Annotated in this window: 22 protein-coding genes and 2 pseudogenes; 14 read left to right on the plus strand and 10 right to left on the minus strand. The window is 41.3% G+C overall.

What is annotated here, in order from left to right; translation table 11 throughout:
• Window positions 1-14: 14 nt before the first annotated feature.
• From JCM15907_RS00735 to JCM15907_RS00775, 7 genes are all read right to left on the minus strand, one after another.
• Window positions 15-527, minus strand: a complete 513-nt coding sequence (locus tag JCM15907_RS00735) for an RNA polymerase sigma factor (RefSeq protein ID WP_025842315.1) — start codon at window positions 525-527, stop codon at window positions 15-17.
• A 12-nt stretch (window positions 528-539) separates the two neighbouring features.
• Window positions 540-1,085 (minus strand): DUF4252 domain-containing protein, encoded by a 546-nt coding sequence (locus tag JCM15907_RS00740; RefSeq protein WP_025842316.1) that lies wholly within the window; start codon window positions 1,083-1,085, stop codon window positions 540-542.
• 673 nt (window positions 1,086-1,758) lie between these two features.
• Window positions 1,759-3,003: a M16 family metallopeptidase gene (locus JCM15907_RS00750; RefSeq protein WP_025842317.1), complete on the minus strand. Its 1,245-nt coding sequence runs from the start codon at window positions 3,001-3,003 to the stop codon at window positions 1,759-1,761.
• A gap of 348 nt (window positions 3,004-3,351) precedes the next feature.
• Entirely contained in the window at window positions 3,352-3,924 is a 573-nt protein-coding gene (locus JCM15907_RS00755) for a 30S ribosomal protein S16 (protein ID WP_025842318.1), read from the minus strand.
• 370 nt (window positions 3,925-4,294) lie between these two features.
• Window positions 4,295-4,576, minus strand: coding sequence for a hypothetical protein (locus JCM15907_RS14015; protein ID WP_441828646.1), 282 nt, complete (start codon window positions 4,574-4,576; stop codon window positions 4,295-4,297).
• 141 nt (window positions 4,577-4,717) lie between these two features.
• Window positions 4,718-5,056: a translation initiation factor gene (locus JCM15907_RS00770; RefSeq protein ID WP_025842320.1), complete on the minus strand. Its 339-nt coding sequence runs from the start codon at window positions 5,054-5,056 to the stop codon at window positions 4,718-4,720.
• Window positions 5,056-6,720 (minus strand): nucleoside kinase, encoded by a 1,665-nt coding sequence (locus JCM15907_RS00775; protein WP_025842321.1) that lies wholly within the window; start codon window positions 6,718-6,720, stop codon window positions 5,056-5,058. The genes JCM15907_RS00770 and JCM15907_RS00775 overlap by 1 nt, the downstream gene beginning before the upstream one ends.
• A 70-nt stretch (window positions 6,721-6,790) precedes the next feature.
• Between JCM15907_RS00775 and JCM15907_RS09925 the strand changes: the two are divergent.
• The 10 genes and pseudogenes from JCM15907_RS09925 to JCM15907_RS00820 all read left to right on the plus strand — a co-directional run bounded on the left by JCM15907_RS09925 (window position 6,791) and on the right by JCM15907_RS00820 (window position 16,684).
• Window positions 6,791-8,610, plus strand: a pseudogene (locus JCM15907_RS09925) (Na/Pi cotransporter family protein).
• 22 nt (window positions 8,611-8,632) lie between these two features.
• Complete coding sequence (locus tag JCM15907_RS00785; RefSeq protein ID WP_025842322.1) at window positions 8,633-9,760, plus strand: hypothetical protein; 1,128 nt, start codon at window positions 8,633-8,635, stop codon at window positions 9,758-9,760.
• A gap of 9 nt (window positions 9,761-9,769) precedes the next feature.
• On the plus strand, window positions 9,770-11,695 hold the full coding sequence (locus tag JCM15907_RS00790) for a DNA topoisomerase IV subunit B (protein WP_025842323.1): 1,926 nt from the start codon (window positions 9,770-9,772) through the stop codon (window positions 11,693-11,695).
• A 15-nt stretch (window positions 11,696-11,710) separates the two neighbouring features.
• A complete protein-coding gene (gene coaD, locus JCM15907_RS00795) occupies window positions 11,711-12,169 on the plus strand; it encodes a pantetheine-phosphate adenylyltransferase (RefSeq protein WP_025842324.1) in 459 nt (152 codons plus the stop codon).
• Between the two features lie 258 nt (window positions 12,170-12,427).
• Window positions 12,428-13,639: an OmpA family protein gene (locus tag JCM15907_RS00800; RefSeq protein WP_306305451.1), complete on the plus strand. Its 1,212-nt coding sequence runs from the start codon at window positions 12,428-12,430 to the stop codon at window positions 13,637-13,639.
• Between the two features lie 35 nt (window positions 13,640-13,674).
• Entirely contained in the window at window positions 13,675-14,838 is a 1,164-nt protein-coding gene (locus JCM15907_RS00805) for an OmpA family protein (RefSeq protein ID WP_025842326.1), read from the plus strand.
• A gap of 666 nt (window positions 14,839-15,504) precedes the next feature.
• On the plus strand, window positions 15,505-15,810 hold the full coding sequence (locus tag JCM15907_RS00810; protein WP_025842327.1) for a hypothetical protein: 306 nt from the start codon (window positions 15,505-15,507) through the stop codon (window positions 15,808-15,810).
• Window positions 15,807-16,187, plus strand: a complete 381-nt coding sequence (locus JCM15907_RS00815) for a leucine-rich repeat protein (protein WP_025842328.1) — start codon at window positions 15,807-15,809, stop codon at window positions 16,185-16,187. Before JCM15907_RS00810 ends, JCM15907_RS00815 begins: the two co-directional genes overlap by 4 nt.
• Window positions 16,184-16,240, plus strand: a pseudogene (locus tag JCM15907_RS13900) (hypothetical protein); the annotation flags it as partial. The gene JCM15907_RS00815 and the pseudogene JCM15907_RS13900, both read left to right, overlap by 4 nt.
• Before the next feature lie 12 nt (window positions 16,241-16,252).
• Window positions 16,253-16,684 (plus strand): hypothetical protein, encoded by a 432-nt coding sequence (locus JCM15907_RS00820; RefSeq protein ID WP_025842329.1) that lies wholly within the window; start codon window positions 16,253-16,255, stop codon window positions 16,682-16,684.
• A 263-nt stretch (window positions 16,685-16,947) separates the two neighbouring features.
• On the opposite strand, the gene eno is transcribed toward JCM15907_RS00820, so the two are convergent.
• The 3 genes from eno to JCM15907_RS00840 all read right to left on the minus strand — a co-directional run bounded on the left by eno (window position 16,948) and on the right by JCM15907_RS00840 (window position 21,656).
• Complete coding sequence (eno, locus tag JCM15907_RS00825) at window positions 16,948-18,228, minus strand: phosphopyruvate hydratase (protein ID WP_025842330.1); 1,281 nt, start codon at window positions 18,226-18,228, stop codon at window positions 16,948-16,950.
• A gap of 158 nt (window positions 18,229-18,386) precedes the next feature.
• Complete coding sequence (locus JCM15907_RS00835) at window positions 18,387-20,546, minus strand: ATP-dependent Clp protease ATP-binding subunit (protein WP_025842331.1); 2,160 nt, start codon at window positions 20,544-20,546, stop codon at window positions 18,387-18,389.
• Between the two features lie 243 nt (window positions 20,547-20,789).
• Window positions 20,790-21,656, minus strand: a complete 867-nt coding sequence (locus JCM15907_RS00840) for an NAD kinase (protein ID WP_025842332.1) — start codon at window positions 21,654-21,656, stop codon at window positions 20,790-20,792.
• A gap of 213 nt (window positions 21,657-21,869) precedes the next feature.
• Here JCM15907_RS00840 and JCM15907_RS00845 point away from each other — a divergent pair, with 213 nt between their 5' ends.
• The 4 genes from JCM15907_RS00845 (at window position 21,870) to JCM15907_RS00860 (ending at window position 25,923) form a co-directional block, all read left to right on the plus strand.
• Complete coding sequence (locus JCM15907_RS00845) at window positions 21,870-22,574, plus strand: energy transducer TonB (protein ID WP_025842333.1); 705 nt, start codon at window positions 21,870-21,872, stop codon at window positions 22,572-22,574.
• A gap of 189 nt (window positions 22,575-22,763) precedes the next feature.
• Window positions 22,764-23,747: a polyprenyl synthetase family protein gene (locus JCM15907_RS00850; RefSeq protein ID WP_025842334.1), complete on the plus strand. Its 984-nt coding sequence runs from the start codon at window positions 22,764-22,766 to the stop codon at window positions 23,745-23,747.
• 16 nt (window positions 23,748-23,763) lie between these two features.
• Window positions 23,764-24,546 carry a TatD family hydrolase gene (locus JCM15907_RS00855; protein ID WP_036885288.1) on the plus strand — a complete coding sequence of 261 codons (783 nt, stop codon included), beginning with the start codon at window positions 23,764-23,766 and terminating at the stop codon, window positions 24,544-24,546.
• A 198-nt stretch (window positions 24,547-24,744) separates the two neighbouring features.
• A complete protein-coding gene (locus JCM15907_RS00860) occupies window positions 24,745-25,923 on the plus strand; it encodes an aminotransferase class I/II-fold pyridoxal phosphate-dependent enzyme (RefSeq protein ID WP_025842336.1) in 1,179 nt (392 codons plus the stop codon).
• Window position 25,924 lies beyond the last annotated feature (1 nt).

Here is a 25,924-nt window from a genome sequence, read left to right on the forward strand (position 1 = left end):
CGATACGCTGTTTTCTAATTCTCTTTCTCGAATAGATTTCGAGCTTCTTTTCTCAATCGAGAGAGCGCACTACGCACGGTAGACTCTTGTAGTCCTAATTGCTCTGCTGTCTCTCCGTTGGAAAGCATCTCATAATGCCTAAGGCGAAAGATGCTTTTCTGTGGTTCTTTCAGTGAATTAACCCAATCTTTTAATCTCTCTTCGGAGCTTTTGCCTACCAGTTCTTCATAGGGGTTGGCAGAGGGGTCTATGCTGTTTTGGAGTGTCCACTCGGCTACTTCACGATTTTCTCGAAGCCTTTCGGATGCACTTTTGAGCTTGTCTAAACAGCGATTGCGTGCTAAGCGTATTACGTAGGCTTGAGGCGATACAATCTCGTCCAAAGAAGCTCTTTGCTCCCAGAGTTTGAGGTATATATCCTGTGTAGTGTCAGCAGCCATTTCTTGGTCAGAGAGTAGTGCTACACACACCGAAAGGATCACCTTTCGTAGAGGCAAATATGTGCTGTTAAATGTGGTAGCATCCATTGAAAGAAGGTGTTATTTTTGCTGTTCGGGTGTTACTTGAACATGACTTTTTATGCCAAAGAGTCCCTTTAGGCAAATAGCATTGTATTCATTATCTGCTGTGGATATGATGTAGAAAGCTCGATTTTTGTCTTCTTCGCTTCCGTGCGCATAGACACGTACTGTCTCTCCATCTTCCTTAACGAACGTTATTAACTCGCTTCCAACAAAAGAAGTTGTTTCAAAAAGCTTTTTAAGCAACTTTTGTTTTTTGGGCGGTAGTTGCTCCATAGATTCTACGGAAATGACAGACAGACTGCCCGATAGTTGAGCCGAAGGGTCTAAGGACTTCTGATCTCCTAATAGAGAGATGCCACTTAGAATCGAACTTTTCTCTTGTAAAAAACCTGTTTTGAAGAGTGTGTTGAAATCTTCTGGTGTTAGGTGTACCACATCTATCCCCTCTATCTGCGCACACTTTGCAAAAAGAGAGGGGAGGGAGAGCTCTTTTGTTCCTTGTGCATTGACTTGTACCAAGCCCACTACACTAATTAGGGTAAGTAGTAAAAGACGAATCATACATCAATTGTGCTAATTTGTATTTGTCGGTAATTGCTTAAGCTATATATCGTATAGCGGAGCAATTGGTCCTACACCTAATTAGACGATTGATTTTTTCTTTTGTTGCAAAGAAGAAATAATTTTCTCCGAAAGAGTGAAATATATTAGTTGGGAGCGAGGTCAGAGATGACGTTATAGATGGAAACCTTTGCATAATAAATCGTCTCTCCTCTCTTTTGATGCTTGAACTTGTTCATATACATGGGTATATTTTATTGTGTTTACGCTACCATTTTCTTTTTTTATCGTGTTCAATTCTTTATACTAAGATTGAGTATAAACACACCAAGGTTGAGTATGTATATATTCAATCTAAGTATATGTATATATAGATTGCGTATAGAGAATAGGAGGTGTGTAGAATGAAAACTGTGCACGTCTACCAATGAATCTGAACACGTCCGAATAGAAAAAGAAGTGCGGGAAACGAGCTATTATGCAAGGGTTTCAGATGGATGTTTGGTGTGAGACTCTGTCCTTTAATAGCGACTGTTACATAATGCTGTATTCGTTGGGTTATTATCGATATTCGGGCTCAGTCTCGTTCATTTTTACGTTCCCTTCGACTTTATCCCAAAGTCTTGCAGGATGTTCCTTAAAAATAGGTGTCTTGGAGTGCGTGCAATAACCTCTAATAATACAGGAGTGTGAGAAGCTGTTCGGGAACGAAAAGTTTGCGAGCCGTCTCTTGTATCATAGAGGCGGTTATAGTGTTAAGGCGCTCTTCTATGGTAGAGAGGCTGTCATACTTTCGGTAGAAGAGAAGGCTTTTACCCATAGAGAGGAAAGCTGTTTCTCGAATGTCGGCAGCAATGGCGAGTTGCCCCATTATTTGACGTTTGGCGGCTGCTAATTCTTTGTCTGATATAGGCTCTGCACAGAGACGATCCAACTCTTGAAAAACAAGAGCTTTGGCTGATTCTCTATCTTTATGAGCACAGCCAAAATAGATGGTGAAGACACCTGCATTGGAGTAGGGGGTATAGTTACTATCGACGGAATAGACGTAGCCTTTCTCTTCACGCAGACTCATGTTGAGACGAGAGTTCATACCCGGTCCTCCTAATATGTTGTTGAGAAGTGTGGTAACAAGTCGCTCCTCCTGATGCATAGAGTAAGCGTACCCTCCTATTATGCAGTGCGTTTGATAGGTGTTGAATTTGTGTGAAAGATAGGTCGTTTTTGGCAGATCTCCAACAGTGTGTAGCAGAGATGTGGTGCGTAAAGGCAAGGCTTTTTCTATGGAGTACGAAGAGAAGTAATCATCACAAAAGTCCAATATATACTCTATATCTACTTGTCCTCGGAGGCAGAGTACCATATTTTCAGGACGGTAATGTTGATGTATAAACTTTCGAGCCGATAGAGAACTTATACGCTTTACCGAAGCAACAGTACCCAAAATGTTGTGCCCCAGAGAGGAACCTCTGAAAAGAAGATCTTCAAATTCGTCGAATATTTGCTCGGAAGGAGAGTCTTTATAGCTGTTTATTTCTTCGATGATTACAGACTTTTCCCGTTCGAGTTCTTCCTCGGGGATACGGCTATGTAGTACTACATCTGTAAGTAAATGGAGCATACGATGCAAGTATTGCTCTTTGAAAGCAGCGTAAACGAAAGTCTCCTCTTTGGTAGTATAGGCGTTGATATCTGCTCCTACCTCTTCGGCTCTTTGTATAATATGCTTCGAGGAGCGGAGGCGAGTGCCTTTGAACATCATGTGTTCTACCAAATGCGCCATCCCAAAGTAGCGTTGTGGATCATTTTGAGCTCCAACGCGTACTATGTATCCTGCGTAGGTGATAGCACTTTTGTCAGGATAGTGGGCGATAGTGAGCCCCGAAGAGTGTTGATATAATTCGTAATGCTCTTGCATAGCAGTGAGGATGAATGAAATCTTTGTCAGAAAAGTTTTTTATCCTTATTTGAAAGAATTGAGGAGTACTCTCTTTAAGTTTCTTGTGGATATTTTTGACCATTCTCTAAGTGGCTACGGTTGGATCTTGTGGACGAACAGTGTCTTGTTTCAGATTCAAGTTCTGTTGCCTAATTGCGTAGGCATTCTATAATGCTCTTAAGGAGAAAGCAAAGTTCTATTTAATAGAAAAATCGCTACCCCTTCTGAAAAAGAAAAGGTAGCGACTTTTATTATTGGCATTTTAGCAGTTAGACATTCAGCTTTTCTTCGTAAAGAAAGTATGTCTATGCTACACTTTGTAGAGTGTTACTCTGCTTGTGGAGCTTCTGCTTCTGCTGTTTCTTGCGCTTCTTCTGCAGGAGTTTCGGTAGCTTCTTCTGCATTCAAAGCTGCTTCTTCTTCAGCTTTAGCCTTGGCTTCTGCAGCACGCTTTTCAGCTAATTCTGTTGCTTTAGCCTTGTTAATTTCTTGTTCTGCTGCAAGACGCGCCTTAGCCTCTTCACGTTTCTTCGCATCGCGAGATGCAACTACTTCGTTGATTTTGTCCATTTTGCTCTTGCGCCACTCTTCGAAACGACGATCTGCAGTTGCTTGATCGAAAGCACCCTTCTTAACACCTTCGTTGAGGTGCTTTTTGAGGAGTACTCCTTCGCGAGAGAGGAGGCTACGAACCGTGTCGGTAGGTATAGCACCTACGCCCAACCAATAAAGAGCTCTTTCGAAATTCAAATCTACTGAAGCAGGATTTGTGTTCGGATTATAAGAACCTATCCTTTCAATAAATCGTCCATCTCGTGGAGCCCTGCTGTCTGCGATAACGATCTTGTAGAAGGCGTAGCCTTTGTGACCGTGACGCTGCAATCTAATCTTAGTTGCCATTTGTTACGTTTGAATTAATAAAACTCTTTTCTTGTTTCTGCGTGCCCTTGCACACATTGGTTGCAAAGGTATATATTTTTTCTCGGATACCATTATACCTATTGACAAAAAGGTATAACCCTTTTGAGCAAAACCATCCGTGCAAACTCTTAGAAAGGGTTAATCCTTTTGGAAGAGCTGGATAATAGGGTTAAGATAGGAGGCTTCTTCTTACTCTTGTACTATTGGGCGAGAGAGGGGTTGTGGATTAGGTTTAGCGTGTATTCTAATACTGTATCCTTGCCTTCGTAATAGTTGCTCAAAGTCTGTTGTACGTAGTGATGAGGCGGAATGCCTTTTCCTTCAAGAGGGAAGCCTTTGGCTGAGTATTTCAAGGAACGGGTTGGAACTCTGAAAAACGTCTCCCTCTTTGTGGCGAAACTTGCAAAGAGGCAAAGTATTCTTCCAATACATCGTAGTAGTCATAGATGGAATTGATGTTTTGCACTCTCTTGGAGAACTTGTGGTAAAGCGCCTTTGGGTCTATCCCTTTTTCCTCAAAAAAAGGAAAAACATCGACTACTATTTCGTCGAAGTCTTTTATACATTTTTCCTTGTTGAAGATATGATCTGCGAGATAGCTCGGAGTGACTTCTGCATCTTTCTGGAGGATAGGTTCAACATAGCCCCAAAGAAGTACATATCTTCAGAGAAGGATCGCAAGTAGAATACCTGCGATTTTTAAGAATTTCTTCATTGTGTGAGAAAGTTGTTAATTGAGTGAAAGATTGTTGCTGGAGTTGGAATAGGGAGTTTATTTGCTGTTTTTGTACCCCCACTTTTGGAGTAATGGGAGGAGGGTATTGCGTTTGTCTCCTTGCAGAATGATAAGTCCCTCTTTGGCACTTCCGCCACATCCGAGAGATTGTTTAAGTCGAGTAGCCAATTCTTTAAGGTCTTCTTCTGTACCAACAAATCCTGAAATAACGGTTGCCTCCTTGCCTCCCCGTCCTGCTCGTTCGTAGCGGATGCGTAGGACTTGTTGCTCGGGGGCAAGAGTTTCTACCTCTTCCTCTTCTGGAATAGGTGTAAAATGGGGATCGGTGCTGTACACCAATCCCCCAAAGTCGTTGAATTGCTTCTTTTTGCTCATCAGTATCTGAAGCTGCTACCACCCAAAAATTCTCTTAGTAGAGAGGTCCCGGGCAATTTGTTTATCTGAATGTGGTTTATCATACGAAGAAAACGCAGTAGGCGTTGTGCCTCGCTGTACTCTGGTACCATAGGGGGGACTTCTAAGAGCAAGGGTTCGGCAAAACTTCTCAGAGCAGCCAATTCGTACACCATGGCACTATTGAACATAGCATCGGCATTTTCTTGGAAGGGGAACACCCACTTATCCTCTCCCTTGCGTACAGAACTCCAGCGTCGGAGCGTCTCTATGGCAGAGTAGCCTCTGTAGCGATAGTCTCGTACCATACGGCGTAAGAGTCGATTGTCCGTAGTAGGTACTCGGTTATGGGCATCGAGTCCGATGGTGGTTAGAGCACTTACGTAGACACGAAACAGTGCCTTTTGAGGGAATGAAGGGAGTAGATCAGGATTCAGAGCATGGATGCCCTCAATGAGAAGAACATCGCCCTCCTTCAACATGAGATGATTGCCCGAAAAAACACGTTGCCCCGTTTTGAAGTCGAAAGTAGGTGTTTCCACTTTCTTCCCCTCCAAGAGAGAAAGAAGGTCTTTATTGAAAAGCTCAAGATCTAAAGCATACAGAGACTCAAAATCATACTCTCCATTTTCATCCAATGGAGTTTTATCTCTGTCGACAAAGTAGTCGTCCATAGAGAGCATATGAGGTTTTAGATAACAGGTGCGTAGCTGGGTGCAGAGACGTTTTGTAAAGGTGGTCTTGCCTGAAGAGGAGGGCCCCGATATCATTATGACACGTACCCCGCTTGAGTATCGGTTAGCAATCTCTTGGGCTATTTTGGCAATCCCCTTTTCCTGCATTGCTTCGGACACGTGTATTATGTCTGCTATTTCGTTGCGTCTGATAGCTTTGTTCAAACTTCCGATGTGTTCGATGTTTAACATAGCTAAAAGTTGTTCCTGCTCTTTTATTACTTCACGCATTTTAGACTGTGTGGTAATGGGGGATAACTCTGAAGGATTTTTAGAGTTGGGAACTCGTAAGAGGAACCCTTCTAAGTGTCTTTCCAAACCATACAGATAAATGTAGCTTGTGGAAGGGGCGAGAGATCCGTAGTAGGTATCGGGATAGCCCTCTAATTCTAAGTAGGTGGTGTAGGGCAGACGCACTGTTTCGATTAAATCGGCTTTATCGTACTCCCCAATGGAGCGGAATAATTCAATGGCTCTTTCTGAGGGGATGGTTTGGGGAACGAAGGGGATGTCAGCCTTGATAATTTCGTCAATGCGATTTCGAAGAAGTGCTAACTCCTTATCCGTTACGGGGTCTTTTCTTTTTATAGAACAGTAGTAGCCGTTTGCTAAAGAGTGTTCGACGAAAAACTTACTCCCAGGTAGAGTGTCGGCAATGGCTTTACTTACAATGAAACTGAGGGTGCGTACGTAGGTGCGCATACCGCTCGCATCGGTAATGTCTACAAAGTGTAGCGTAGAGGGTTCGTAGATGCGATCCGTGAGGCTGAGGGTATTGTTGTTTACTCGGCAGTTTATGGGTCTAAAGCCGAGCTCTTTTTCGAGTCGTTCTGCTAATTCTAAGAGAGATATCCCCTGTGGTACCAGCTCTTCTCTGCCAAGGTTTGTATAGGTAACTAATATTGTATTCATAGGTTGTCTGAGCATTTTCAACTATATTTGTTCCCAAAAATAAGGAAAGAACAAAAGATAAACAAGACGTATGGAGTATGGTGTCTGGGATTTAATTAGGCTGATTGGATCGCTCGGTCTTTTCCTTTATGGGATGAAAGTTATGAGTGAAGGGCTGCAGAAAGTTGCTGGAGATAGGATGCGAAGCATACTTTCGGCGATGACCTCCAACCGATTCTTAGGAGTTTTTACGGGGATTCTCGTTACAGCTCTGGTTCAGTCTTCTTCTGCCACTACGTTGATGACCGTTAGCTTTGTGAATGCTGGATTGTTGAATTTAGCCCAGTCTATAAGCGTGATTATGGGAGCCAACATTGGTACTACAGTGACAGCTTGGATTATCTCTTTACTCGGTTTTAAGGTTGATATTAGTGCCTTTGCTATTCCCCTTTTTGCTGCAGCTATACCTCTTATTTTCTCCAAACGGACCAAGTGGAATTCTTGGGGAGAGTTCGTAATAGGCTTCTCTCTGCTCTTCTTGGGATTGCAGTTCTTAAAGAGTTCTATGCCCGATTTGCAGAGTAACCCAGATGCACTCGCCTTCCTTCAGAAATATACTAACATGGGCTTTATGTCTGTGTTGATATTCCTTTTTATCGGAGCTGTGATGACAGTTGTCGTACAGTCTTCCAGTGCAACAGTGGCTATAACCCTAATTATGTGTTCCAAGGGATGGATACCTTTCGAGATGGCTACTGCAATGATTTTAGGAGAGAATATAGGTACTACTATTACTGCCAATTTAGCAGCACTCAATGCCAACGTGGTAGCTAAACGTACAGCTTTCTCTCATTTTCTGTTTAATATCTTGGGGGTAACTTGGATACTTTGTATCTTTTTCCCTTTTACCAATTTTGTAGCCGACATTGTTGCCAAAAGTGGTACAGACCCTCGTTTGCTTTTTAGTTATATAGGAGAACTTTCCAACACTTACTCCCCATCTGATTTAGCCCTTATTACATCACATTCCTCTCTTGCTAATGCTAACCTACAGATGGCTCAAGAGCAACTTCTGAGCATGGCAGGGTCGATATCAGTTGGATTGGCCCTCTTCCATACCTTCTTCAACGTAGCAAACGTTTTGATCATGGTTTGGTTTGTAAATGTCTATGTGTATATTTGTGAGCGAGTTATACGTCCTCGTAAGTCTCAAACAGAAGAGAGACCTGAGACACATTTACAGTTCCTTTCTTCTCGTATGCTCTCTACTAGTGAGCTTTCTCTCTTGCAGGTGCATAAAGAGATTGCTTCTTATGGCCGTAGAACGTTAGACATGTTAGAGATGGATAAGACACTCATCGTAACGAAAGATAAAGAAGAGTTTGAGCAAGTCTTCAATCGTATAGAAAAGTTTGAGAATATATGTGACCGTGTGGAGGTAGAGATTGTTAACTATCTCAATAAGCTCTCGGATGGCGATTTGAGTAGTGAAACGAAAGAAGAGGTCCGTATTATGATGCGTGTGGCTACTGAGATAGAGAGTTTGGGTGATACGAGTTTTAATATAGCAAGGACTCTTAAAAAACAAGGTCTTAATGGATGTACTTTTAGCCCTCAGTTGGAGGAACAACTGCTCCAATTGCATGATATAGTGATGCGTTCGGCGAAACATATGGTAGAGGTGTTGGAAATATCTAATCCTACTGCCGATGCCGTACACAAAGCTATAATATAGAAAATGAAATAGACCACAAGAGAGATTTCTTGAAAGCAAAAAATATGCAAGATTTAGACAATCATGTGTATCCCTATCAAGAGTCTGTTTACTACCTTGATGTTATTGACGAATATGAGCATTTTGGAGATTATGCTCTCAATGTAGTGCAAGCGGTTGTGGAGAAAAAAGTGTGAATAAAAACTCATCTAACATATTATGTCTGTAGAAATACGAATGGTACAAAGCAGAGCAGACCTTAGAAAGTTTGTTCAGTTTGGAAATGATTTGTACAAGAAAAATCCTTATCAAATACCACTGTTGATAGAGGATGAGTTGAATACATTGGATAAGGCAAAAAATCCTGCATTTGAATTTTGTGAAGCAGTTTACTTCTTAGCATATAGGGATAAACAGATTGTGGGGCGTATAGCTGGTATTATAAACCATAAAGCCAATGAAACGTGGAACCAAAATCATGCTCGTTTTAGTTTCGTTGATTTTATCAATGATAATGCGGTGGTAGATGCCCTTTTTTCTGCCGTGGAAGCGTGGGCTCGTAGTCATAATATGGACATGCTACATGGACCAATGGGATTTACGGATTTGGATCGACAAGGTATGTTGGTGGAAGGGTTCGATCAGCTGGGGACACTTGCCACGAACTATAATTATGCTTACTATCCCAAACAATTGGAGCGATTGGGATTTATTAAAGATCAAGATTGGAAAGAATTCAAAATTCAGATTCCAGAATCTATCCCTGAAAAACATCTTCGCATTGCAGAGATTGTTAGAGAAAAGTATGGTTTAAGGGTAGTTAAGTTCAAGTCAAGAAAAGAGATTCCTCCCTACATAGCTCCAATCTTCGAAACACTCAATAAGGCTTATGCCAATCTTTATGGTTTTTCGGAGCTTAGTCCTGCTCAGATTGAGTATTATGCCAAGACATATATCCCATTGCTTCGCTTGGATTTCGTAACTGTTATTGAACGGATAGAAGATAGTAAAGTAATAGGGTTTGCCATAGCCTTGCCTAGTTTGAGTCATGCTCTGCAACGTGCCGATGGGAAGCTGTTCCCTCTTGGCTTTATGCACTTATTGAAGGCTTTGAAGGGCAGGGTGAAAGTTGTAGACTTGTACTTGGTAGGTGTCTTGCCTGAATATACTAATAAGGGAGTTAATGCTCTTCTGTTTAATGATTTAATTCCAATTTTCAAGAAGAATGGAGTAGTTTACGCTGAAAGCAATCCTGAATTAGAAACCAATATGGCAGTACAGTTGCAATGGAACTATTTTGAAAGAACTCATCATAAAACTCGTAGAGCTTATATAAAGCAATTATAATTCAGCTGCATGGAGTTAGAAGCCCCTAAAATAGGATACAACGAAGCCGATTTTACCACTCTTTCTTGGGATGAACATATTCGCCGTCGTCCTGGCATGTACATCGGTAAGCTGGGAGATGGTAGTCTCTCTGACGATGGTATCTATGTACTTCTTAAGGAAGTTATAGATAACTCGGTTGATGAGTTTGTCATGGGGCAAGGCAAAACCATAGAAATAACAATCGAAGAGGGGCGAGTAACTGTTCGAGACTATGGTCGAGGGATACCTCTGGGAAAGTTGGATGATGCTGTTGCTCGTATGAATACGGGAGCGAAAATAGATTCTCAAGCCTTTAAGAAGTCTGTTGGACTTAATGGAGTGGGATTAAAAGCTGTAAATGCTCTTTCTCAAGAGTTTACTGTACAAGCTTTTAGGGAGGGTTTTACCAAGAAAATATCCTATTCCTTAGCCAAGTTGCGAGAGGAGACACCAACGCTTGCTTCTGAAGAGCCTACGGGGACTCTCATTTCTTTTATTCCAGACTCGAAGTTATTCCGAAATTATGTCTATAGGAACGAAATAGTGCTTTCTATGGTGCGTAATTATACTTTCTTGAATGCAGGACTTACCATCATTTATAATGGGAAAAAGTACCAAAGCAAGAATGGGCTAAAGGATCTGCTCACGGAAGATTTGGCTGGAGATCCTCTGTATCCCATAATACATCTTCAAGGGGAAGACATAGAGGTGGCTATTACCCATGTAAATCAGTATGGAGAGGAGTTTTACAGTTTCGTAAATGGTCAGAATACAACGCAGGGAGGAACACATTTAAGTGCTTTTAGAGAGTCGGTGGCTCGTGTTATAAAAGAGTTTTTTTCTAAGAACTTTGACTATACAGACATTCGTTCAGGGATGGCTGCTGCTATTAGTTTGAAAGTTGTAGAGCCCACTTTTGAGAGTCAGACTAAGACGAAACTTGGCTCCAAGGATATGGTGCCAGATGAACCCCAGTATAAGAATGAGCCTCTAAGGGGGGTCAGTATCTTGAAATATGTGGGTGATTTCTTAAAAGAAAGGCTGGACGATTATTTACATATACATAGTGCTACCTCTGAAGTCTTGTTGAAGAAAGTACAAGATAGTGAGCGTGAGCGCAAGGCTATGAGTGGAGTTGCTAAATTGGCAAGAGAAAGGGCTAAGAAAGCAAATCTACATAACAAGAAACTTCGAGATTGTAGCGTGCATTTTAATGATGCTAAGGGCAAAGAACTTGACCGAACATCGATATTCATAACGGAGGGTAATTCAGCCAGTGGTTCTATTACAACAAGTAGAGATCCTAAATACCAAGCTGTGTTTAGTCTTAGAGGTAAACCGTTAAACTGTTTTGGTTTAACAAAGAAGATAGTTTACGAAAACGAGGAGTTTAATCTCTTACAAGCAGCTCTTAACATAGAAGACGGATTGGATGGATTGCGTTATAATCGCATCATTATAGCAACAGATGCCGATGATGATGGAATGCACATTCGTTTATTGATGCTTACTTTTTTCTTGCAGTTCTTTCCCGACTTGGTACGCAAGGGTCATGTTTTTGTATTGGAGACCCCTCTCTATAGGGTAACTCTCCCTTTGTCCGAGATTCAAGCTCGCAAGAAAAAGAAAAACTCTGCTTGGGAAGAATACACCTATTATTGCTACAGTGATCAAGAGCGAGATGAGGCTTTGGATAAACTCGGAAAAAAGGCTGAATTGACTCGCTTCAAAGGGTTGGGAGAGATATCTGCTGAAGAGTTTAAGAATCTTATTGTGGAGGAAAATATTAGACTCAAACAGGTAACTCTCCGTCGAGAAGACACTTACAAGCATTTGTTGGACTTCTATATGGGTAAGAATACACCTGAACGACAGGATTTTATTATAGGAAACTTACTTGTAGAGGAAGAGTAGGTTCAGAGTTACACTATGACAGAGAGAATTGCTGTTTTCGCTGGAACATTTGACCCTTTTACTATTGGGCATGCCGATATTGTTAGTAGGGGGTTGCTCTTATTCGATCGTATTATTATTGCCATTGGAATTAATCCCCAGAAAAAGACTTTTTTCTCTGTGAAAGAGCGATTTAGTCAGATAGAACGCTTCTATCTATCTAACGATAGGGTACAGGTTATAACCTATGAGGGGTTGACTGTCAACTTGGTAAAAGAAACACATGCAGTAGCACTTCTTAGAGGGATACGTTCCTCTATTGATTATGAATATGAGAAAGGATTAGCGGACTTGAATAGCCATTTAATGGGGGTTAATACTGTTTTTCTCCTTACAGCACAAGAGTTTTCTCATATTACCAGTAGTGCTGTTCGAGAGTTGCTTTCCTATGGACAAGATGTCTCTTCTTTCCTCCCAGAAGGCTTTGTTCTTTAATCTTTTTATTTACTGACAAGTCCTTGTTAATTAGTTAATTGTTCCTTCTTTCTTCTCTTTTTCTTGTAGAAAAGAAGGCCTTTTTATAGACATTTTTTTTGCTGTAAGACAACTTGTAAAAAAGTCTTTTTGACAGTTTAAAAGGCCTTTTTCTTGCTGTTTTTTATATTTAGTTGCTTATTCTAAAGAAAATGTTATCTTTGTGTAGTGATTGTAGTGTGAATTGATGTTTAAGAATTTTATAAGTAAACGCTAACAATGAATAGTAAAATGATGAAGGTAAAGTACTTATTGCTCTCTGTTATGGGAGCTACAGCACTCACAGTTAGTGCTCAGCAACCTACTACACCTGAGACTCAGACATTGCCTGCTCATAAGACGGCTTTTGACCGTTCTGCAGGACATTGGTTCTTGACTCTCCAAGGTGGAGTTAGTGCTCAATTTTTAGAAGAAAATGAAAGTCAAGAAATCTTGAATCGTCTTCATGTTATGCCTACAATCTCTTTAGGCAAGTGGCACAATCCTTATTTTGCAACTCGTTTGCAAGTGTTCGGAGGTCCTACTCCTACTTTCTATAAGAATGCTGCTGGTAAGGTGATGAAGGAAAATGCGGCTATGGCTGGGGCTCACTTTGACTTTATGTTTGATGTTGTGAACTACTTTGGTAAGTATAATCCAAAGAGAGTCTTTCATCTTGTGCCTTGGTTCGGTGTTGGATATGGCTTTAAATACCATAATGATTTCGCCGAAATGAGTGATATCATTAAGTTTAATGAGCCTTATCGCCATTCAGCAACAGCGAACGCAGGGTTGATGATGAGTTTCCGCTTAGCAAAACGTCTTGATTTAGTGCTTGAAGGACAGGCTATATATTCTAATTTGAATATTGTTAAGCAAGAAATTGATTATAAAGCTCCTTCTACTCCTTATTCTCCAAATTATAATGGGCTTTTGGGAGTTGTTACAGCAGGTCTTAACTTTAATCTTGGTCGTGTTGCTTGGGAGACTGTTACTCCTATGGATATGGATTTGATTAATGATCTTAATGGTCAAATCAATCGTTTGCGTTCTGAGAATACTGAGTTGAGAAAACGTCCTGTTTCTTGTCCTGAATGCCCCGAAGTTTCTAAAGAAACAACTGTAGTTACAGAGAATGTGTTGGGAGACAAAGCTATTGTTTTCAAATTTAATAGTGCAACTATCAGCAAAGATCAACATGTTGTTTTGCAAGACATTGCGGACTTTGTTAAGAATGGAAATAAGGGTGTTGCTGTGATAGGTTTCGCAGATGTAACAGGAGACTCCAATTACAATATGCAACTTTCTGAACGTCGTGCTAAGGCTGTTGCAGAAGCTCTTGTGAATCAATTCGGAGTTCCTTCTGATATGATTTCTGTTGAGTGGCAGGGTGAAACAGAGCTTTTTGAGGCTCGCGCATGGAATCGCGTTGTTATCGTTCGCTCTAAGTAATTATAGTACTAACTTTGAAAATAAGAAAAATCAATATGAAAGCAAAAGTATTAATGCTTGCTCTTATGGGTGCTTGTACTCTCTCTATGGGTGTACAGGCTCAGGAGACTGCCAAGAAGTCTGCTCATAAGACTATTTTTAATCGTGATAAAGGTTCAGACCATTGGTTTATAGATATACAAGGTGGTGTGGGTATGCTTCCTTTTGGAGAGGCTAATAATGCTGCTCAATTAATGGATCGTATATATCCAGTACCTACGCTTGCAGTTGGTAAGTGGCATGAGCCTTGGTTTGGAACGCGTGCTCAAGTAACAGCTTGGAATATGAGAGGCTTCCAATTGGAAGCAGGTTCGCCTGTAGCTTATGATAACTTGTTTGGAGTATTGCACTATGAGTTTTTGTTCGATGTTGTGAACTACTTCGCAAAGTACAACCCTAAACGAGTATTTCATCTTGTTCCTTTTGTAGGGGTTGGGGGAGCTTATAAGTATCATACTACTGATGCTAAGGGTGCTGTAGATAACAGTTTCTCTAAGCATGATCCTTCTTTCTCTGCAAACGCAGGTTTAATCTTTAAGTTCCGTCTTGGACGTCGTGTAGATCTTAATATCGAAGCTCAAATGCTAGCTTCTAAGATAAATCTTGCGGGTTCTCGAATTGTTAACAATGGAGCAGATTTGATGGCCTTTGCGACAGCAGGTTTAGGATTCAATCTTGGAAAACCAGAATGGACAGAAATCGTTCCTATGGATTGGGGATTGGTTAACGATCTTAATGGACAAATTAATAATCTTCGTGCAGAAAATGCAGAGTTGAGCAAGCGTCCTGTATCTTGTCCAGAATGTCCAGAACCAGTAGTTGAGACTGTTACTAAGACAGTTCTGCGTAATGTTGTTTACTTCCGTATTGGTAGTGCAAAGATTGACCAAAATCAGTATATCAACATCTACAATACTGCTCAGTATGCTAAGAACAACAATACTAAGATTTATCTTGTAGGTTACGCAGATGAAAAGACAGGAACCAGCGAGTTCAATATGTCTCTCTCTGAAAAGAGAGCTAATGCAGTAGCTAAGTTGCTTGTAGAAAAATACGGAGTTTCTGAAGATATGATCGTTGTAGACTATAAGGGTTCTTCTGAACAATTGTATGACGTTAACGAGTGGAATCGTATCGTTGTAATGACTGCAGCGGAGTAATTTTTAGATAACTCAATATAAAAAGAGGGGATGGTTTTCGCCATCCCCTTTTTTGTTTCTCGTATGTAGATACATGGATGAAGTGTTTAATTGAATTGCTTCTTGATTCGTTTCCCTTATTATCATAAAGTTAAAACCTCTAGGACTTATATACTTTTTCGGACACTACTGAATAGTATCACAGGATCTTGTTTTTTGAGAACCATATCATAGAATCTTTTCTTGCTTCTTGTGATCCTAAAAGAGCGTGAGATGCCTTCATACAAAGTATTTTTATAGACTGGAAGTTTAGCTCTCTGCCTAAAGAGAGGAAAATAGAAAACAAAAAAGTTTAAATCGTTTTGGAAAACAAATAGTGGTCTATCATCGGCAATAATAGAGATAAAATGATACTAATAAATCTCGACAAAACTTTTATAGGACATCAATAATTCTAAGTATATTTGCGATTGAGATGACTCTTCGAGGTCTCTGTCACTCTCTTCTTTTTGAAAGAAAGAAGTGCGAGTTGTTGGTAGAATACGGAGCTATCTGCTTACGTTCTTTCCCTCTTCCTGAAAAGAGAAGTTAAATAACTAAGGGGAAAAGAGTACTCTCCCATTAGAGGCGTTACTTAGAAAATAGAGAAGAGTCGTGAGAATAAGTACAAAAAATGCTAGTTGTGGTATGAATTTATTTTTGCATAGCCTTTGTGGACTCTTTTTTCTTTTGGGAACTTTTTTTATCTCCTATGGGCAGCAACATACCGAGGTTGATTTAGTCATTTCTCCTGACAACTATGAATTGAGCACTTCTGGGCGTACTCTTGTCCTTTGGAAAGGAAGGCAAGCCAAGATTAATATGGCGGCAGACCCTGTTTTGAGTAAATTGGATACTATTGGTCGATATGCTTTCCACTATTTGGATAGTTTAGGAAAGATGACACCAGATTATATGGTCGAGGAATTGGTATTGCTCCTACTCTTCGAGTGATAGAGGAGGGGGCTTTTTACTGTATATCGCTCCAGAAAATTTATCTGAATAGCCGTTTAGAACGTATTGAGCGCGCCGCCTTTATTGATTGTGCTTTGACAGAAATTTACCTTCCTGCCTCATTGCGATGGATAGAGATGCCGTTTGTTCGTTGCATGCGTTTAGATCGAATAGAGGTGTCTGATAAGTCTCCCTTTTTTGCTGTTGAGAAAGGTGCTTTGATAGATCTTACGACGAAAGAGTTGGTTTATTATCCCACTGGGCTAACCTATTCCCATCCTCTATTACCCGATGAGATTATTGCTGTAGCTCCTTTGGCTTTTGCTATAATCCCTACATTCAAAAACTCTCGCTCCCTAAAGGAGTACGTTATATAGCAGAGGAGGCTTTTGCAGATTGTCCCTCACTGACTACTATTGAGTTACCCTCTACTGTAGAACGTGTGGAGCAGAATGCTTGGAGATGTAGTCCTGTAGATACATTAGTCGTAAAAAGTGAATTCCCTCCTCAATTTGTGGGCGATACAAGGTTTTTAGTGGCCCGTCGTCCTGCTCATCTTTATGTTGTCACAACAGCTCTTTCCTTATATGCAGGTAATGATTTTTGGAAAAAGCACTTTGCAACTATTGAGACAATGGATGTCTTGGAGAGCTATTTTGCAATGGAAGAGGAAGAGGAGATTCCTTTTTACTTAATTGATAGAATGCTTTACTTAACCCTTCCCGAGGGAGCGCGAGAGGCACGACTATATGATAAAGAAGGGGTTTTGGTTAAGGTGCTAACTCATAGTGGTGCCCATCCTCTCTTACCAGGGACCTATCTACTTCGTATTGGACAGAAAACCTACAAGGTGATTTGTTCGAACAAGAGTTGAAGAAACCTAAGAGACTCCTATACAAAGGAGTTCCCTTTGTAGTTCCTCAACATACCTATAATGTAAAGCCATAAAAGTATTAATTCTTACAAGTGAAAGCATTATACCTTTCTGAAAGGTGATTGTAGGAAATACTTCACCAGTTTTCTGTATGTAGAGAGAGGTTTCTCTACGCCGTAGAATCCCATTCGAAAGAGTAAAAAAAGACCATGCTTCTTTACTGAAGCCATGGTCTTATAATTTACCAATAGTTTAAAAGATAATTAGCGAATACGTTTATAGCCATATACGGCACGCTCACCCAACTCTTCTTCGATACGAAGCAATTGGTTGTACTTGGCAATACGATCGGTACGACTCAAAGAACCTGTCTTAATCTGCCCAGAGTTCGTAGCTACTGCGATGTCTGCAATAGTGGTGTCTTCTGTCTCTCCTGAGCGGTGCGAAGTTACTGACGTATATCCATGACGGTGTGCCATATCAATAGCATCTAAAGTTTCGCTCAAAGTACCGATTTGATTTACCTTAATGAGGATAGAGTTGGCACAACCTTCTGCGATACCGCGTTGGAGGAATTCTACATTGGTTACGAAGAGGTCATCTCCCACCAATTGGCACTTAGAGCCGATAGCTTCGGTTAATTTCTTCCATCCGTCCCAATCGTTTTCTGACATGCCATCTTCAATAGAGTCTATAGGATATTTCTCAGTTAGTTCTTTGAGGTAAGCTACTTGCTCATCGATAGTACGCTTAGCTCCATGAGGACCTTCAAACTTAGAGTAGTCGTAGATTCCATCCTTAAAGAATTCACTGGATGCACAGTCCAAAGCTATGGTAACATCCTTTCCAGGCTCATAACCAGCAGTACGAATGGCTTCGATAATACTGTTAAGAGCATCTTCTGTTCCCTCGAGAGCGGGAGCAAAACCACCTTCATCACCTACGGCAGTGCTTAAACCACGGTTATGAAGTACTTTCTTCAATGCATGGAACACTTCAGCTCCCATTCGAAGACCTTCACGGAAACAACAAGCTCCTACAGGACGAATCATAAATTCTTGGAAGGCAATTGGTGCATCACTGTGCGAACCTCCATTAATGATGTTCATCATAGGAATAGGAAGTACATATGCATTGGTACCTCCGATGTAGCGATAGAGAGGTATATCTAATTCTGCCGCTGCTGCTTTAGCAACAGCCAAAGAAACGCCCAGCATAGCATTAGCCCCAAGGTTAGACTTGGTCTTAGTACCATCCAACTCAATAAGTTTTTGGTCAATGGCTCTTTGGTTTAAAGCAGACATCCCAAAAAGAGCTGGGGCAATGATTTCATTTACATTCTCAACGGCTTTAAGCACGCCCTTTCCAAGGTAACGTTTCTTATCACCGTCGCGCAATTCTATCGCTTCGTTTTCTCCTGTAGAAGCACCGCTGGGCACAGCTGCACGACCGATAAAACCGCTATCCAATACAACCTCTACCTCCACGGTAGGATTTCCACGTGAGTCCAGTATCTCACGACCTGTAATTTTCACAATCTCCATAATGATTGATGTTATTTATTCTCTTTACTTTTTGTTACCCACAAAGTTAGTCCTTATTTGTGAATAGAAGATATGATTATTCAAAAGAGAGGTTTACGACAACTCGAAAAAATGCCTCCTACTTACATTGCAGCAAGTAGGAGGAAAGAAGGTTTTAGTTAGTTTTCAAATGTAATTCTATTATCATCCGTCTTTTTTACCGTAATGAGTCGTCCCTGTTCGATAGTTCCGCTCAAGAGAGCTTTAGAGAGCTCGTTGAGCACTTCTCGTTGTAGCACTCGTTTTAAAGCTCTTGCTCCGAACTCTGGGCTATACCCCATTGTGGCAAGAAGGGCCAAAGCCTCTTCGGTATAGCGCAGCTCTATACCATTGGACTTGAGTTGGCGAGCAATACCCTCTAATTGGAGTTGTACAATAGTACGTATCTCCTCTCTGTTGAGGGGGTTGAATACAACTATTTCGTCAATACGATTAAGAAATTCGGGGCGCATGCTTTGTTTCAACAAAGAAAGTACCTCTCTGTGCATCTGCTCTACTACGTTGGAGTGGTTGGTATCGTTTATATCCCCCATATGTTCTCTGATGATATGGCTCCCCAAATTGGAGGTCATAATGATGATAGTGTTTTTAAAGTTTATCACATGACCTTTATTGTCGGTAAGCCTACCATCGTCCAAAACTTGGAGTAAGAGGTTGAAAACATCGGGATGAGCCTTCTCTACCTCGTCAAAAAGAACCACCGAATAGGGTTTACGACGGATGGCTTCTGTGAGTTGTCCTCCCTCATCGTAGCCAACATATCCAGGAGGAGCACCGATTAAGCGTGTAGCAGAAAACTTCTCTTGATACTCGCTCATATCAATACGGGTCATCATATTTTCGTCGTCGAAGAGGCACTCTGCCAAGGCTTTGGCAAGTTCTGTTTTACCTACCCCCGTAGTACCCAAGAATATAAAACTCCCAATTGGACGCTTAGGGTCTTGCAATCCAGCACGAGAACGGCGTATAGCATCCGAAATGGCACGTATAGCATTGTCCTGACCGACCACGCGTTTGTGTAACTCGTCTTCCAAAGTTAAGAGCTTCTCCCTTTCACTTCGGAGCATACGACTAATAGGTATACCTGTCCACTTTGCTACAATATCCGCAATATCATCTGCCGAAACAACTTCTTTGATCATCCCCTCCCCGTTGCGAAGAGCCTCTAAGCGAGTGTTTTCTTCCTCAATAGATCGGGTCAAGGCTTGGAGCTTACCATATCTAATCTCCGCTACCTTTCCATAATCGCCATCACGCTCGGCACGCTCAGCCTCCTGAGAGAGTTGCTCTATCTCTATTTTTTTTTGCTGAATAGTGTTAATGATCTCCTTCTCTGCCTTCCAGCGTTGCGAGAGCGACTCTTCCTGCTCTTTTAAAGTGGTTATATCGACAGAGAGTTGTTCCATCTTAGGTTGGTCATTTTCCTTCTTAATGGCTTCGCGTTCAATTTCTAATTGTTTTATGCGTCGGCTTATCTCGTCTAACTCTTCAGGCATTGAGTCAATTTGAATGCGTAAACGAGCAGCTGCTTCGTCTACTAAATCAATTGCCTTGTCGGGAAGGAAGCGATCGGTAATGTAGCGATGCGAGAGGTGTACGGCAGAGAGTATTGCCTCGTCCAAAATACGCACTTTATGATGGTTTTCGTAGCGCTCTTTAAGCCCTCGGAGTATGGAGACGGTAGCTAATTCGTCTGGCTCTTCTACCATAACCATCTGGAAACGACGTTCTAACGCTTTGTCTACCTCGAAGTACCTTCTATACTCATCTAACGTTGTCGCTCCGATAGCTCTCAGTTCTCCCCGAGCCAGAGCGGGCTTTAAGATATTGGCGGCATCGAGAGAGCTGGCTCCTCCGCCTGCACCAACAAGAGTATGAATTTCATCGATAAAGAGGATAATTTCACCTTGGCTATCGATAACTTCCTTGATAACACCTTTTAGACGCTCTTCGAACTCCCCTTGATACTTTGCTCCTGCTATTAGAGCCCCCATATCGAGAGAGAAGATTTTCTTTCCTTTTAAGTTCTCGGGTACATCTCCTCGTACTATACGATGCGCTAAGCCCTCCACGATAGCGGTTTTTCCCACTCCTGGTTCTCCAATTAGAATGGGATTATTCTTAGTTCTTCTCGAAAGGATTTGTAGCATTCTTCGGATTTCGTCGTCTCGTCCTATTACTGGGTCAAGCTTACTTTCTGAGGCTGCTTGACACAAATCACGTGCGTACTTGGTCAAAGCCTCTTGCTGATTGTTGGGTTGGTTGTTGTTCATAGTCATTATTGTTATTTGTTTACAAGTAGATATACAAGAGCAATACCCAACGTAACTTTTGTGTCAAAAATGCGTTAATTCGTGTCGTTTTTGGACTTTTTGTCAGATGATACATACAGGGAAGTCCCATATAAGCTCCTTGGAGAAATGTTTTTTGCTAAGAGAGAAAGAAAAACATCTCTCTTCGCCTAAGGCAAAAGAAGAGATGTAGAATAGGGGGTTAAGTGGATTTTCTAATGGGGAATTCTCTTAACGAAGATTTTTGCCCCACATAAGTTTGGTGCGCAAGGTCTCATAAAAAGAGTGTGTACCTAAACGAATCATAGGTACTCTGTGAGCAGCTTGACGAATTACAATCGGTACTCCCGAGGCAAAAACAGAGAAACGTCCATCAATAGCGATAGTAAAAGAGGAGCTTCTAGAGTAGACTTTTAGGTTTATGGTTGCATCATCGGGGATAACTACGGGGCGCATACTCAAACTATGTGGAGCTACTGGGGTAAGTAAGATAACAGGACACAGCGGAGCTATAATAGGACCATTGACACTCAACGAGTAGGCCGTAGAACCCGAAGGAGGGGCTACAATAAGCCCATCTGCGGCATAGTCTGCCAAATAATCTTCATTTATATGTGTCTCTACGGTAATCATCGAACCCGTTTCTCTTCTTTGAATAGCAACTTCATTAAAGGCATATCCTAAGAATTTTCCCTCTACTTCTACTGATAGGATACGTCGCTCTTCGATACTGTAATCATTCGTCAGCAATCTATCTATACAATTAAGTGCTTCCGAAGCATCAAACTCGGTCAAGAACCCCAAATGTCCCCCATTGATAGCCAATATAGGTGTAGTTAGATGCTCCACCTTATGCACCGTGCGCAAAAAGGTGCCATCTCCTCCAAACGATATGATATGTGTAGCTTCGGCAAGAGATTTTTCATCTAAGCGATATAATGTAAGATCCTGCAACATCTTTCTCTCTTCTAAAGAGACGAGAAATTCTTCTTCGACAGCGATATGTGCCCCTGATTCTAATAGCCGTGATAGAAAAAATAGAAAATCGGGCAAAGCCTCTGCTTTTGCAATGGTTCCAAAAAGAGCAATCCGTATCATTTTTCTTGCCTATGTTAACTCTCTACAAAGCTATACATACTATGTGATATATCTTCCATATCTTGGACATGAATAGATATTTGCTGAAGTTGGGAGAGAAAAGCGACAAAGAGAAGCTTCCTTCATCAGAATATATTCCACTCGGTTATTGATACAACCAAAAAACTTTGTACTTTTGTGTTGCTATGTTAGCTATTTAAAATACATTCAAGTATGGAAGTAAAGAAATCACCCAAAGCAAATTTGGAACGTGGAAAAACGCTCTCGCTTCTAATGGGGTTGGTACTCTCTCTCTCCATTGTGTTTGTCGCCCTTGAGTGGCACTCTTCAAACGCAACTGATGGAGGGGTAGTAGACAGACTTGATGTGGCAGACATGGAAGATGCACTCTTCATCCCTGACACACAAGAGCCTCCTCCACCAGAACCCGAGACGCCGGTACAACAAACAGTAGAAGTACAGCTCCCAGAGGAGTTTAAGGTCGTAGAAAACGAGAAAGAGGTTGTCAAAATTGCCCTCGTTTCGGCAGACGAAAAAAGACCTCTTCCTCCTCCTGCACCCGTAGTAACTGCACCTGCCCCTGTGGTGGAAGAAGAGGAGCAGATTTTTGAAATCGTAGAGGAAGAACCTGTACCTCCTGGTGGTAGTCAAGAAGCTCTTCTTAAATGGGTGGCTCGCTCTATCGTTTACCCAGAGATTGCAGCAGACAACGGTATTCAAGGACGTGTTATAGTACAGTTTGTTGTAGAGCGCGATGGTTCTATCAGCAAAGCAACCGTTGTGAGAGGAGTAGACCCCTCTCTTGACAAAGAGGCACTCCGAGTTGTGAATAAAATGGATAAATGGAAACCTGGTAAGCAAAGAGGAAAAGCCGTACGTGTGAAGTACACTCTGCCCATTCAGTTCAAACTCCAGTAATCCTAAGGACAACAACGGTGACGAATAAGACTGTTAAGAGGAGAAACATTTAATTGTAGTCTTATTCAGAAGTAATAAAGTAGAGGGAAAGTTCATTGTAAAAGAGCTTTCCCTCTACTTTTTACTTTCCATTTCTCTCTTTATCACCTTTTATTCTTCAAAAGATATTCCCTCCAAAGTTCGACACTTATGCATTCAGATATTACCACATTGACTCAGGTCACAGAGAAGTACTTGTTTGACTTTTTGTCCTCTTACAATGATCCTGATAAACTCTATGAGCCTATACGCTACACTTTAGAAGGAGGTGGTAAACGCCTTCGCCCCGTGCTTGCCCTACTGGGTAATAAAATGGTAGGAGGAACTATGGAAGAGGCTTTGCCTGCTGCCATTGCTTTAGAAATATTCCATAACTTTACTCTTTTGCATGATGATGTTATGGATCACTCCTCCTTACGTAGGGGTCGCCCTTCTATACCAGCGCAATACGGTGTTTCTTCTGCCATCCTTTCGGGCGATGCTATGTTTGCCTTAGCCTACAAAGCTCTAATGCAAACGCCTGAAAAATTTATTCCTCAGGTGGTCCGCTATTTTACCAATATATCCATTGGTATTATGGAAGGTCAGCAGTGGGATATGGAGTTTGAAGGTAGAGACCGAGTGGCAATGGAAGAATACATGCAGATGATACAAAACAAAACAGCTGTTCTTTTAGGTGGAGCATTACAAATAGGGAGCTACATTGGTGGAGCCTCTGTTAGCACTGTGGAAGCTCTGTATCAAGTGGGAATTGATATGGGTATTGCATTCCAATTAAAGGATGACTTCTTGGATGTGTATGGCGATGAAAAAGTATTCGGAAAACCTATTGGAGGGGATATCGAAGAGAATAAGAAGACTTGGCTACTCATAAAAGCCCAAGAAGAAGCTGTTGCACGCAACGAGGAGCATGCGCTACAAGAAGCCCTTGCTTGTATAGCATCAAGAGAGGAAAAGTACAAAGAAGTCCGAGCTATTTATGACCGCTATCAAATTGGTCAATTAGCTCAAAAAGAGATACTTTTTTATTCTGAAAGGGCGGAGAAAAGACTTTTATCTATCAATAACTTGGATCTAAAAGCAATGAAAATCCTTCAAGATTTTATTCGTAAAATGGCGGAACGCTCTCTTTAGTTTAGTTAAGAAAATAATGCTACGTATAGCTGACTCTCATACCCATATATTTGAAGAAGCCTTCAACGAAGATAGAGAAGAAATGATGCTTCGAGCATCGCTCTGTGGAGTTTGTAAGATGCTCCTACCTAACATTGACTTGACGTCGCTCTCTGCTCTGTTTGATACGCGTAGCCGTTTCCCCTCATTAACTGACATTGCTATCGGTATACATCCTACTTCTATTTCGCCCTCCTATCGGGAAGATATTGAATCCATCGTCCAGCTCGTGGCACAAAAGCCGGAGGGACTAGTCGCCATCGGAGAGATTGGACTCGACTATTATTGGAATAAAACCTATTATATAGAACAACAAGAAGCTTTACACGGCCAAATTGATTTAGCCTTATATTATCACCTCCCTATTGTTGTACACACAAGAGAGGCACACAGAGAGATGACGCAAATAATTGGTTCTTACAGAGAGACTGCTTTGAAAGGAGTCTTTCATAGTTTCACTGGAAGCGAAGAGGAACTACAAGAACTACTTACTTTTGACTCGTTCTATATCGGAATAAATGGGGTTATCACTTTCAAGAAATCTCCTTTGCGTAATTTTATTACTCAAATTCCCTTAGAAAGATTGCTGGTCGAAACAGATGCTCCCTATTTAGCTCCTACTCCTCATCGTGGAAAGAGAAATGAACCTTCCTACATCATTAATACATTGCACGAAATTGCTCAAGCCTATAACAAACCTATCGAAGAGATAGCTGAGGTAACTTACAGTAATTACTTCGACCTATTTGGAAGTGTATAATAATTTCAGATGAACTCTCAAACAATCTTCTGAAATCTACCTTTAGGCCCCGAGGAGAGTTGTGGAACTTCAAGCAAGAAAGAGTAAGCTACTTTTCTATGATGGGTTAATCCTAAAAGAGTTATGTGGAGAAATACTTCCTGTTAAGAACTTGCATCTAAGGTGATTTGCGAGAAAGAGTGTACATTTGCGTTACTTATGAAAGAGCAAAATAACTCCTTACTGTACCGTGTCTCCCAAGAGTTAGAGTATTTGGATAGTATCCAAGCTTCTCGATCTCTGGAACGACATTATGAGAGTTATGGAAAGTATTGTTCAGTCAAGGGACAATTACGCCTCAATTTATCGGGTAATGACTACTTAGGACTTGTAGAGAGAGAGGATTTACGCAGAGAGTTTCTATCGTTGTATCCTGTCTATGCTGTTCCTCACGGAAGTACCTCTTCTCGTTTATTGTTGGGAAATTACTCTTTGGCATCTCTTTTTGAGGAAGAGATCGCTCGTGCTTTACGAAAGGAATCTGCTCTTCTTTTTAATAGTGGGTACCATGCCAATACGGCTATTTTATCAGCCCTCTCTTCTTTAGGAGGAGTGCATATATTGGCCGATAAGTTGGTACACGCTAGTATAATAGATGGTATTAGGTTGTCGGAAGCCTCCTTTGAGCGTTTCCGTCATAACGATTGGGTGCATTTGGAGAGACTATTATCTCGTGTAGATGGGACTAAAACTCCTATTGTCGTGGTAGAAAGTCTTTACAGTATGGATGGAGATAAGACAGATCTCCGAACTCTGGTAGCTCTGAAAGAGAAATATCCACAGATGTTACTCTATGTAGATGAGGCGCACGCTATAGGAGCAGTGGGCAAGCACGGATATGGGGTGGCAGAGGAGCAAGATGTTTTGGAGGATATAGATATACTTATAGGTACTTTTGGAAAGGCTTTGAATAGCATGGGAGCTTATGTGGCTACTTGTACAGCGTTGAAACGCTGGCTTATCAATAAAGCTCGCTCCTTGATATTCTCTACCATGCTTCCCGAAGCTACAATAGCCTGGAGTCGTTTTCTTTTCAATCGTCTTCCTACATTTGTAGAAGAGCGGAAGAAACTCAATAGCATTGCTCAATCTGTACACACTTGGCTAAAAGAAATAGATTGCGCAACGATTGGGAATAGTTATATAGTGCCTCTTCTGATAGGAGGTAATGAGGAGTGTTGTCGTGTGGCTACTATTTTGCAAGAGGGTGGTTTTGAGGTGCGCCCTATTCGCTATCCAACAGTTCCTCAAGGCACAGCACGTATTCGTTTGTCGCTAACAGCTACTATGCGAGAGGAAGATTTACTTCCTTTGATAGATTTATTACGCCGTAGATAAT

This window comes from Porphyromonas gingivicanis JCM 15907 (assembly GCF_000614585.1).
Lineage (GTDB): Bacteria > Bacteroidota > Bacteroidia > Bacteroidales > Porphyromonadaceae > Porphyromonas > Porphyromonas gingivicanis.

What these genes read in the sequence shown, in the direction of transcription:
- JCM15907_RS00785 (WP_025842322.1), top strand. Translation starts at nt 8,633, where the DNA reads ATGTCTGTAGAAATACGAATGGTACAAAGCAGAGCAGACCTTAGAAAG.
- eno (WP_025842330.1), bottom strand. Translation starts at nt 18,228, where the DNA reads ATGGAGATTGTGAAAATTACAGGTCGTGAGATACTGGACTCACGTGGA.
- JCM15907_RS00860 (WP_025842336.1), top strand. Translation starts at nt 24,745, where the DNA reads ATGAAAGAGCAAAATAACTCCTTACTGTACCGTGTCTCCCAAGAGTTA.
- JCM15907_RS00735 (WP_025842315.1), bottom strand. Translation starts at nt 527, where the DNA reads ATGGATGCTACCACATTTAACAGCACATATTTGCCTCTACGAAAGGTG.
- JCM15907_RS00790 (WP_025842323.1), top strand. Translation starts at nt 9,770, where the DNA reads ATGGAGTTAGAAGCCCCTAAAATAGGATACAACGAAGCCGATTTTACC.
- JCM15907_RS00805 (WP_025842326.1), top strand. Translation starts at nt 13,675, where the DNA reads ATGAAAGCAAAAGTATTAATGCTTGCTCTTATGGGTGCTTGTACTCTC.
- JCM15907_RS00850 (WP_025842334.1), top strand. Translation starts at nt 22,764, where the DNA reads ATGCATTCAGATATTACCACATTGACTCAGGTCACAGAGAAGTACTTG.
- JCM15907_RS00750 (WP_025842317.1), bottom strand. Translation starts at nt 3,003, where the DNA reads ATGCAAGAGCATTACGAATTATATCAACACTCTTCGGGGCTCACTATC.
- JCM15907_RS00755 (WP_025842318.1), bottom strand. Translation starts at nt 3,924, where the DNA reads ATGGCAACTAAGATTAGATTGCAGCGTCACGGTCACAAAGGCTACGCC.
- JCM15907_RS00840 (WP_025842332.1), bottom strand. Translation starts at nt 21,656, where the DNA reads ATGATACGGATTGCTCTTTTTGGAACCATTGCAAAAGCAGAGGCTTTG.
- JCM15907_RS00740 (WP_025842316.1), bottom strand. Translation starts at nt 1,085, where the DNA reads ATGATTCGTCTTTTACTACTTACCCTAATTAGTGTAGTGGGCTTGGTA.
- JCM15907_RS00810 (WP_025842327.1), top strand. Translation starts at nt 15,505, where the DNA reads ATGAATTTATTTTTGCATAGCCTTTGTGGACTCTTTTTTCTTTTGGGA.
- JCM15907_RS00770 (WP_025842320.1), bottom strand. Translation starts at nt 5,056, where the DNA reads ATGAGCAAAAAGAAGCAATTCAACGACTTTGGGGGATTGGTGTACAGC.
- JCM15907_RS00845 (WP_025842333.1), top strand. Translation starts at nt 21,870, where the DNA reads ATGGAAGTAAAGAAATCACCCAAAGCAAATTTGGAACGTGGAAAAACG.
- coaD (WP_025842324.1), top strand. Translation starts at nt 11,711, where the DNA reads ATGACAGAGAGAATTGCTGTTTTCGCTGGAACATTTGACCCTTTTACT.
- JCM15907_RS00855 (WP_036885288.1), top strand. Translation starts at nt 23,764, where the DNA reads ATGCTACGTATAGCTGACTCTCATACCCATATATTTGAAGAAGCCTTC.
- JCM15907_RS00775 (WP_025842321.1), bottom strand. Translation starts at nt 6,720, where the DNA reads ATGAATACAATATTAGTTACCTATACAAACCTTGGCAGAGAAGAGCTG.
- JCM15907_RS00835 (WP_025842331.1), bottom strand. Translation starts at nt 20,546, where the DNA reads ATGACTATGAACAACAACCAACCCAACAATCAGCAAGAGGCTTTGACC.
- JCM15907_RS00800 (WP_306305451.1), top strand. Translation starts at nt 12,428, where the DNA reads ATGAATAGTAAAATGATGAAGGTAAAGTACTTATTGCTCTCTGTTATG.